The 9,959-nt window shown below is 73.2% G+C and carries 6 protein-coding genes; all 6 read left to right on the forward strand.

Annotation, left to right across the window (positions count from 1 at the left end):
* The first annotated feature begins 434 nt into the window (after positions 1-434).
* The 6 genes from BZY54_RS37745 to BZY54_RS37770 all read left to right on the forward strand — a co-directional run bounded on the left by BZY54_RS37745 (position 435) and on the right by BZY54_RS37770 (position 9,466).
* Entirely contained in the window at positions 435-3,521 is a 3,087-nt protein-coding gene (locus tag BZY54_RS37745; RefSeq protein WP_086729848.1) for an FAD-binding and (Fe-S)-binding domain-containing protein, read from the forward strand.
* Between the two features lie 47 nt (positions 3,522-3,568).
* On the forward strand, positions 3,569-5,392 hold the full coding sequence (locus BZY54_RS37750) for a thiamine pyrophosphate-requiring protein (protein ID WP_086729850.1): 1,824 nt from the start codon (positions 3,569-3,571) through the stop codon (positions 5,390-5,392).
* Positions 5,393-5,577: 185 nt separating this feature from the next.
* Positions 5,578-7,344: a glycoside hydrolase family 15 protein gene (locus BZY54_RS37755; RefSeq protein WP_086729856.1), complete on the forward strand. Its 1,767-nt coding sequence runs from the start codon at positions 5,578-5,580 to the stop codon at positions 7,342-7,344.
* Between the two features lie 11 nt (positions 7,345-7,355).
* On the forward strand, positions 7,356-8,378 hold the full coding sequence (locus tag BZY54_RS37760; RefSeq protein WP_086729852.1) for an SDR family oxidoreductase: 1,023 nt from the start codon (positions 7,356-7,358) through the stop codon (positions 8,376-8,378).
* Positions 8,379-8,388: 10 nt separating this feature from the next.
* Positions 8,389-8,649, forward strand: coding sequence for a hypothetical protein (locus BZY54_RS37765; RefSeq protein WP_086729853.1), 261 nt, complete (start codon positions 8,389-8,391; stop codon positions 8,647-8,649).
* A 214-nt stretch (positions 8,650-8,863) separates the two neighbouring features.
* Positions 8,864-9,466, forward strand: a complete 603-nt coding sequence (locus BZY54_RS37770) for a MarR family winged helix-turn-helix transcriptional regulator (RefSeq protein WP_086729855.1) — start codon at positions 8,864-8,866, stop codon at positions 9,464-9,466.
* Positions 9,467-9,959: the final 493 nt, after the last annotated feature.

Here is a 9,959-nt window from a genome sequence, read left to right on the forward strand (position 1 = left end):
GACGGCATGGTGCTCGTCCGTAGCCGGCGCGCGGACGCCTGACCAGGTCGCCTCGGGTTCGACGGCACGGCGCTCACTCGATCGGGTCAACCCTCGCGCGGGAGCAGCAGAACCGGACCCGGCGGGAAGAGCCGACAGCCCGACCGCCGGGCGCAGCCGCGTTCACCCTTGCCCGGCCGGGCCGTCGTGCCCGCCGACATCCCTCACCCGGCCACACCGGACCCCCTCGCCCGGCCGCGCAAGATCGGCGGGGCGTCACACGATCGCCGTACGACGCGCGCGGCAAAAAGCACCCTTGCACACTGCAAGGGCGGGTACCCGGCCTGCGGCGGCGGCCCTCCCCGCCGCCTCGGTTCGGCCGGCACGGCCGGCACGGCCGGCACGGCCGGCACGGCCCAGACGTCCCGCACGCTCCAGGAAGGCGGTTGCCCCTGATGAGTCGCACATCCCCCCTCGACGCCCCGTCCGTGGACACGGTGGACGTGGCCGGGCTGGAGGCGGCGCTGCGCGCGGCGGTGGACGCCGAGGTCCGCTTCGACGCCGGAAGCAGAGGCGCCTACGTCACGGACGGCTCCAACTACCGTCAGGTGCCCCTCGGCGTGGTCGTGCCGCGCAGCGTGGAGGCGGGGGCCGAGGCGGTCGAGGTGTGCGCCCGGTTCGGGGCCCCGGTGCTCTCCCGCGGCGGCGGCACCAGCCTCGCCGGCCAGTCGACGAACACCGCCGTGGTGATCGACTGGACCAAGTACTGCCACGCCCTGATCTCCGTGGACCCCGACGCCCGCACCTGCGTCGTCGAGCCGGGCATCGTCCTCGACCAGCTCGACAGCCTGCTCTCCGACCACCGCCTGCAGTTCGGGCCGAAGCCGTCCACCCACCGGCAGTGCACGCTGGGCGGAATGATCGGCAACAACTCCTGCGGCGCCTCCGCGCAGGCCTACGGCAAGACCGTCGACAACGTGCGCCGGCTCGAAGTCCTCACCTACGACGGGCTGCGCATGTGGGTCGGGCCCACGTCCGAGGCCGAGCGGGCCCGGATCGCGGCCGAGGGCGGGCGCAGGGCCGAGATCTACGCCGGTCTGGACCGTATCGCCACCGAGTACCTCGCCGACATCCGGCGCGGCTTCCCGAAGATCCCGCGCCGGGTCTCCGGCTACAACCTCGACTCGCTGCTCCCGGAGAACGGCTTCGACGTCGCCCGTGCCCTGGTCGGCAGCGAGGGCACCCTGGTGACCGTACTGCGGGCCGAGATCGATCTGGTGCCGGTCCCGGCGTACCAGTCGCTGCTGGTGCTCGGCTACGAGGACATCTGCCAGGCGGGCGACGACGTCTCCCGGCTGCTGGAGCACTGCTCGCCCAGCCAGCTGGAGGCGCTGGACGGGCGGATGGCGCAGCTGATGCGCGAGGAGGGCGTCTACCTGGAGTCCCTCAACGTCCTGCCCGAGGGAGGCAGCTGGCTGCTCGTGCAGTACAGCGGCGACAGCCAGGAGGAGGTCGACGAGCAGGCGCACGCGCTGCTGCGGGCCATCGGCCGCAGCGAGAAGGACTCCACCGTGGCCTTCTCCGACGATCCCGCCCGCGAGGAGAAGATGCTCAAGGCCCGTGAGGCCGGTCTCGGTGTGACCGCGCGGCCGCCGGACGACCGGGAGACCTGGGAGGGCTGGGAGGACTCCGCCGTCCCGCCCGAACGGCTCGGCGACTATCTGCGCGACCTGAAGAAGCTGTTCGAGGAGTTCGGCTACGATCACCCCTCGCTGTACGGGCACTTCGGGCAGGGCTGCATCCACACCCGTATCCCCTTCGGGCTGAAGACCGCCGACGGCGTCGCCGACTTCCGGCGCTTCGTCGAGCGCGCCGCCGACCTGGTGTCCTCCTACGGCGGCTCGCTGTCGGGCGAGCACGGCGACGGCCAGTCCCGGGGCGAGCTGCTGACCCGGATGTTCGGCGAGCGGCTGGTGACCGCGTTCGGCGAGATGAAGAGGGTGTTCGACCCGGGGAACAGGATGAACCCGGGCAAGGTCGTCGACCCGAACCCGGTCGACGGGCAGCTCCGCCTCGGCCCCACCTGGCGGCCGGCCACCCCCGAGACGCACTTCGACTACCCGGAGGACGAGCACTCCTTCACGCGCGCGGTGATGCGCTGTGTCGGCATCGGCAACTGCCGCAGCCACGAAGGCGGTGTGATGTGCCCCTCCTACCGGGCCACGATGGAGGAGGAGCACTCCACCCGGGGCCGGGCCCGGCTGCTGTTCGAGATGCTCGGCGGCCACGCGGACTCCACGATCACCGACGGCTGGCGCTCCACCGAGGTCAAGGACGCCCTCGACCTGTGCCTGGCCTGCAAGGGCTGCAAGTCGGACTGCCCGGTGAACGTCGACATGGCCACGTACAAGGCCGAGTTCCTCTCCCACCACTACGAGGGCCGGCTGCGCCCGGCCGCGCACTACTCCCTGGGCTGGCTGCCGGTGTGGGCCCGGCTCTCCCGCCTGGCCCCGACCCTGGTCAACACACTGCTCCAGGCGCCGCTCCTGGCCCGGGTGGGCAAGGCGCTGGCGGGCGTGGCCGGCGAGCGGCCGGCACCGGTGTTCGCCCGGCAGTCCTTCCTGCAGTGGTGGCGTGAACGCGACCAGGAGGAGCCCGACCCGGCCGACCCGCGCACCGTGGTGCTGTGGCCCGACACCTTCAGCGCCTACTTCCACCCGTCGATCGCCATCTCGGCCGTCCGGGTGCTCGAGGACGCGGGCTTCCACGTCGCTGTACCCACCGAACCGGTGTGCTGCGGCCTCACCTGGATCTCCACCGGGCAGCTGACCACCGCCGAGAAGGTCCTGCGGCGCACGCTCGACGTGCTGCGCCCCTACCTCGACGCCGGCACCCCGATCATCGGCCTGGAACCGTCCTGCACCGCCGTGTTCCGCGCCGACGCGACCGAGCTGATGCCGGCCGACCAGGACGTCCAGCGGCTGGCCGGGCAGGTGCGCACCTTCGCCGAGCAGCTGGTGCACCACGCGCCCGACGGCTGGCAGCCGCCGCGGCTCGCCCGGCAGGCGACGGTGCAGACGCACTGCCACCAGCACGCGATCATGAAGTTCGACGCCGACCGGGAACTCATGCGCCGCGCCCACCTCGACGCCGACGTACTGGACGAGGGCTGCTGCGGCCTGGCCGGCAACTTCGGTTTCGAACGCGGCCACCACGACGTCTCCATGGCCGTCGCGGAACAGGGCGTCCTGCCCTCCGTCCGCGCGGCGGCCCCCGACAGCCTGGTCCTCGCCGACGGCTTCAGCTGCCGCACCCAGATCGAACAGGGCCACACCGGACGCCGAGCCCTGCACCTGGCCGAGGTGCTTGCCCTCGGCCTCGACGGGAACCTGCCCAGTGAGCAGCCCGAGCGCCTGGCCGTCCGGCCCGCCGCCCCCTCCCGCGCGGCGCGGTGGGCGGCCACCGCGGGCACCGCCGCCCTCACGGCGACGGCCGCGACCGTCGCGGGCCGACGAGCCGTGCGGCGCCTGCTCCGGCCGTGACGGCGCCCTGCCGAAAGCAACCCCGAACCCCCGAAAGGTCTTCGAACATGTCGATGAAGGTCTCCGACCACGTCCTCGAGCGCCTGCGCGACTGGGGTGTGGAGCACGTCTTCGCCTACCCCGGCGACGGCATCAACGGGCTGCTCGCGGCCTGGGGCCGGGCCGACGACAACCCCCGGTTCATCCAGGCCCGGCACGAGGAGATGGCCGCCTTCGAGGCCGTCGGCTACGCCAAGTTCTCCGGCAAGGTCGGCGTCTGTGCCGCGACGTCCGGGCCCGGCGCCATCCATCTCCTGAACGGCCTGTACGACGCCAAGCTCGACCACGTTCCGGTCGTCGCGATCGTCGGGCAGACCAACCGCAGCGCCATGGGCGGCTCCTACCAGCAGGAGGTCGACCTGCTGAGCCTGTACAAGGACGTCGCCTCCGACTTCTGCGAGATGGTCACCGTCCCCGAGCAGCTGCCCAACGTGCTGGACCGGGCGATGCGCACCGCCATGGCCCGCCGCTCGGTGACGGCCGTCATCATCCCCGCCGACGTGCAGGAACTGGACTACTCGCCGCCCGAGCACGCCTTCAAGATGGTCCCCTCCAGCCTCGGCATGCCGCAGTACGCGGCGGTGCCCTCCGACGACGACCTCACGCGCGCCGCCGAGGTGCTCAACGCCGGGGAGAAGGTCGCGATCCTCATCGGGCAGGGTGCCCGGGGGGCTCGGAAGGAGGTCATGGCGGTGGCCGAGCGGCTCGGCGCCGGCGTCGCCAAGGCACTGCTCGGCAAGGACGCCCTCGACGACGACCTGCCCTACGTCACCGGCGCCATCGGCCTGCTCGGCACCCGGCCGTCGTACGAGCTGATGGAGAACTGCGACACCCTCCTCGTCATCGGCTCGTCCTTCCCCTACACCCAGTTCCTGCCCGAGTTCGGTCAGGCACGGGCCGTGCAGATCGACATAGACCCGCACATGGTCGGTCTGCGCTATCCGTTCGAGGTGAATCTCGTGGGCGACGCCCGCGCGACGCTGACCCGGCTGCTGCCGCTGCTCAAGGCGCACAGGAACAAGAGCTGGCGCAAGAAGATCGAGAAGGACACCGCCCGCTGGTGGCAGGTCATGGAGCGGCGCGCCGCCGTCGACGCTGAGCCGATCAACCCGGAGTACGTCGCCCACACCCTCAACGATCTGCTGCCCGACGACGTCATCCTCGCCTCCGACTCAGGCTCCGCCGCCAACTGGTACGCCCGCCATCTGAAGATGCGCGGCGCCATGCGCGGGTCGCTGTCCGGCACGCTCGCCACCATGGGACCCGGAGTGCCGTACGTCATCGGCGCCAAGTTCGCGCACGGCGACCGCCCGGCGATCGCGCTGGTCGGCGACGGGGCCATGCAGATGAACGGCATGGCCGAGCTGATCACCATCGCCAAGTACTGGCAGGAGTGGGAGGACCCGCGCCTGATCGTGGCCGTCCTGAACAACCAGGACCTCAACCAGGTCACCTGGGAGATGCGCGCCATGGCGGGCGCCCCGCAGTTCCTGCCCTCCCAGTCGATCCCCGACGTCGCCTACGCCGACTTCGCCCGGTCCATCGGCCTGAACGGCGTGCGGATCGAGGAGCCGGGCGAGGTGAAGGGCGCCTGGAAGGCCGCGCTGGGCAGCAACAAGCCGTGCGTGCTCGACTTCGTCACCGACCCGGCCGTACCGCCCATCCCGCCGCACGCCACCCTCGACCAGATCGAGGCCGCGGCGGCCTCCGTCCTCAAGGGCGACAGCGACCGCGCCGCCATGGTCCGCCAGGGCTTCAAGGCCAAGGTGCAGGAGTTCCTGCCCGGCGGCCGTCACCGCACGGAGCGGCCGCACGCCAGGCACGCCCCGTGAGCGACGGACCGGTCGTGGAGGGCGTGGACACGGCGGTGTCCGCCCCTCCCGCGGGCGGCGGGGCGGCGCACGGCACCGGGCCGCCCCGGGCCGCCCACCGCCCCGCCGACGTCACCCGCGTGGAACCCGACGGCCCGCCCGCCCGCACGGCGCGCGACGGGCCGGCCGCAGGAGGCATCGCAGACATGAGCATGACATTCTTCCCGCCGCACGCGCTCCACGACTACGCGCTGCTGGCCGACGGGGAGCGCGGCGCACTGATCGGACCGGACGGCGCCATCAACTGGCTGTGCGCCCCCACCTGGCACGACGACGCCCTCTTCGCGTCCCTCATCGGCGGCCGGGGCGTCTACGCCCTCACCCCGCGCGGCCGTTACGTCCCCGGCGGCTACTACGAGGAGGGAACCCTGATCTGGCGCAGCCGCTGGATCACCACCGACGGCGTCATCGAGTGCCGCGAGGCCCTCGCCTTCCCCGGCGAGGCGGACCGCCTGGTCCTGCTGCGGCACCTGATGGCCGTCGACGGAACCGCCCACGTGCGGCTCGTACTCGACCCGCACGCCGACTACGGCCGGGCCGCGACGGCCTTCCCGCACCGCGACGACGACGGTGTCTGGCACCTCAACTCCGGCCGCCATCGACTGCGTCTGCAGGGCGCGCCGGCGGCCACCGTCCGCGCCGAGGGCCTGACCGCCGACCTGGTGCTGAAGCCGGGCGAGTCCCACGACCTGGTGCTGGACTGTTCCGATGCTCCGCTGCCCCGCACGCCGCCCCGGGCCGGCCAGTGCTGGGCCGCGACCGAGCAGGCCTGGCGGCGCGGCGTGCCGGCCCTGGAGGAGACCATCGCCCCGGGTGACGCCCGCCGCGCCTACGTCCTGCTGCGCGGGCTGACCACACACGGCGGCGGCATGGTCGCCGCGGCCACCACCAGCCTGCCCGAACGCGCCGAGGCGGGACGCAACTACGACTACCGGTACGTGTGGATCCGCGACCAGAGCTACGCCGGACAGGCCGCGGCGGCCGTGAACGCCCCGGAGCTCCTGGACGCCGCCGTCCGTTTCGTCGGTGAACGGCTGCTGGCGGACGGACCCCAGCTCGCCCCCGCCTACACCGTGCACGGCACGCCCGTCCCCCGCCAGCGGGAACTGGACCTGCCCGGCTACCCCGGCGGGTTCAGCCGGATCGGCAACCAGGTGTCGGGACAGTTCCAGCTGGACTGCTTCGGCGAGGCGATGCTGCTGTTCGCCACGGCGGCGCGCGCCGGCCGGCTGGACGCCGAGGGATGGAAGGCCGCCGACCTCGCGGTGCGGGCCGTCGCCGAGCGGTGGCGGGAGCCGGACGCGGGCATCTGGGAGCTCGACCCCGAGCCGTGGACCCACAGCAGGCTCATCTGCGTGGCCGGGCTGCGCGCCCTGGCCGGCGTGACACCGCACCGCGCCTTCGCCGGCACCTGCACCGAACTCGCCGACACCCTGCTGGCCGCCACCACGGCCACCGGCGTGCACGCCGACGGCCACTGGCAGCGCGCCCCCGACGACCCCAAGGTCGACGCCGCGCTGCTGCTGCCCGCCCTGCGCGGCGCCGTGCCCGCCGACGACCCGCGAACCCGCGCCACTCTCGCCGCCTGCCGCGAACAACTGACCGAGGACCACTTCATCTACCGCTTCCGGCACGACGACCGGCCGCTGGAGCAGGCCGAGGGCGCGTTCCTGCTGTGCGGGTTCGTCATGGCGCTGGCCGAGCACCAGCAGGGCGAGGACATCGCCGCACACCGCTGGTTCGAACGCAACCGCGGCGCCTGCGGGTCGTCCGGGCTGTATGCGGAGGAGTTCGACATCGCCCAGCGCCAGCTGCGCGGCAACCTGCCGCAGGCATTCGTCCACGCCCTGCTCCTGGAGACCGCCGCCCGCCTCGCCCAGGAGCCCCAGCCGCCGGCGCGCACCGCCGGGTAAGGAGCCGACCCATGCCCCAGACCGTCGTCATCACCGGCGCCAGTGCCGGCATCGGCCGCGCCACCGCGCGCGAGTACGGCAAGCGCGGCGCCGACGTCGTCCTGATCGCCCGGGGCCGAGCAGGCCTCGACGCCGCCGCCAAGGAGATCGAGTCGCTCGGCGGCCGGGCCCTCGTCCAGGTCGCCGACACCTCCGACAGCCGGCAGGTAGAATCCGCCGCCGACGCCGCCGAGCAGGCGTTCGGCTCCATCGACGTATGGATCAACTGCGCGTTCACCAGTGTCTTCGCGCCCTTCGACGAGATCACCGCCGAGGAGTACCGACGGGTGACCGAGGTGACCTATCTCGGCTTCGTCAACGGCACCCGTGCCGCGCTCACACGCATGCTGCCGCGCGACCGCGGCACCATCGTGCAGGTCGGCTCGGCGCTGGGGGAGCGGGCCATCCCGCTGCAGTCGGCCTACTGCGGCGCCAAACACGCCATCAACGGTTTCACCTCGTCCCTGCGCACCGAACTGCTGCACCGCGGCAGCAACGTACGCGTGACGATCGCCCAGATGCCCGCCGTCAACACGCCGCAGTTCTCCTGGGTGCGCTCCCGGCTCCCCAGGCATCCGCAGCCTGTTCCGCCGATCTACCAGCCGGAGGTCGCCGCCCGGGGCGTCGTCCACGCCGCCGACCACCCCGGCCGCAAGCAGTACTACATCGGCGCCAGCACCCTGGCGACCGTCTGGGCAAACCGCCTGGCCCCCGCCCTGCTCGACCGCTACCTGGCCCGCACCGGCTTCGACTCCCAGCAGACCGACCTGCGGCCCCCGAGCGGCGAGAGCAACCTGTTCGAACCCGTGGACCGGCCCGAAGGCGGCGACCGCGGTGCCCACGGCATCTTCGACGGCTCCTCGCACAGCCGCTCCTTCGAGGCCGCCCTGGCCCGCCACCCCGCCGCGGTCGCCTCCGCGCTCGCCCTCGGCGCGGGCGTCGCCGCCACGGCGAAGGCAGCCCTGAACAGGCGCGTCCGCGTGCACGCCGGGTGAGGAGACCTACATGACCGCAGCCGACCGCCCACGCCGCCTGCTGGACGAGGCGACCGACATCGTGGCCATCGTGGGCGGGGTGACTCACGACCGGGCCCGTGACGTGCTGCGCGCGATGTCCGCGCACACGTACATCAAGGAACAGCACGTCGCCGAACTCGTCGTCGAGTGGGCGGTGTCGGGGCGGCTCCCGGCCGATCTGCGCCGGGAACTCCGACTCCAGCTCGACGCCGGTCACGGCGCACCGGCCGCCGAGCCGGCCACCCCCTGAGGAGGCGCTGCACGGCGCACCGGCCGCCCAGCCGGCCACCCCCCTGAGCAGGCGGTGCACGGCGCCCGCCGCGGTCCGGTGACCGGCCCGCGGCGAGCGGAGGCCCGACAGCGGCGCGCCGGACACGCCCTGTCGAGCCCCGTTGCCCTCTGCAATGATTCTCCGCGCGTGGTCGTCTCCGTCCGTACCGGCGGAGCGGCGGAAGGGGGCCACCATGGCACAGCACGACACCGGCGGCCCCGGCCACGCCCGTCCCGGCGACCGCCCGGGGCAGCAGGCCCTCGACCGTGAGGCCGAGGAGCTCGGTGTGGCCGTGATGGCCGCCTCCCGGCTGTTCGTGGCGATCTCCGCCCGCGCGCTCGCCTCCACCGACGACTCGCTCACCCTGCCCCAACTGCGGGCGCTCGTCGTGCTGGACACCTGCGGACCGGTCAAGCTCGTCGCCCTGGCCGCCACGCTGAGCGTCAACCCCTCCACCGCGCTGCGCATGGTGGGACGGCTCGAAGCGCTCGAACTGGTCGACCGCAGGACCAACCCGGAGAACCGGCGAGAGGTCGTGCTGAGCCTGACCGCCGACGGCCACGAACTGGTCTCACGGGTGCTCGCGCACCGGCGCGCGGAGATCCGCACGCTGGTGCAGCGGCTGCCCGCCGAGGAACGCGCGGTGCTCGTCTCCGCCCTGCACGCCCTGACGACGGCGGCGGCCGACGAGATGGCCGTGGACGTCTACGGCGACGCGCGCCTGGACCGGGGCATCATGGACGACCCGGTCGACCCGGTCGACCCGGTCGACCCCGCCTCCCCGCCGGACTCCTGAGGCCTCTCGTTTGGATCATGCCGGGCTCGCGGGGTCTGGCACGCGCTCCCTCACTGCCTCAAGGGCGTGGGTGGTGCCCCCAGCGGCGTTGGCGTCGGTTGTCGACGCTTCGCGTCGACTGCCTCCTCCGCCTTGCAGCTGCACGCACCAGCCTCCGCTCCCTGATCCGGCCTGATCCAAACGAAAGACCCTGGCCCGCCTTCGCACACCCGGACCTGCGCACCACCTGGCGCCCAGGTGCGCGAGCTACCGCATCTCCGCGGACAGTGGGCCGGCGTGCCGTTCGCCTCGGCCCTGCCGGCCGTTCGGAGCGGCGGACGGGTCCGCCCCGGCCCGCGGCCGCCGATCCGGTGCCGTTCGAATCGGCGTGCCGGAAGCCCGGCTCTCCCCGAACCGGCGTGCCGGAAGCCCGGCTCGCCTCGAACCGTCATGCCTGCGGCCCGGCTCCCCGCACCGGCGCGTCGGCAGCCCGGCCCTCCCAGGCGTTCAGCCG

Origin of the sequence: Streptomyces carpinensis, from assembly GCF_002154505.1 — a bacterium.
GTDB lineage: Bacteria > Actinomycetota > Actinomycetes > Streptomycetales > Streptomycetaceae > Streptomyces > Streptomyces carpinensis.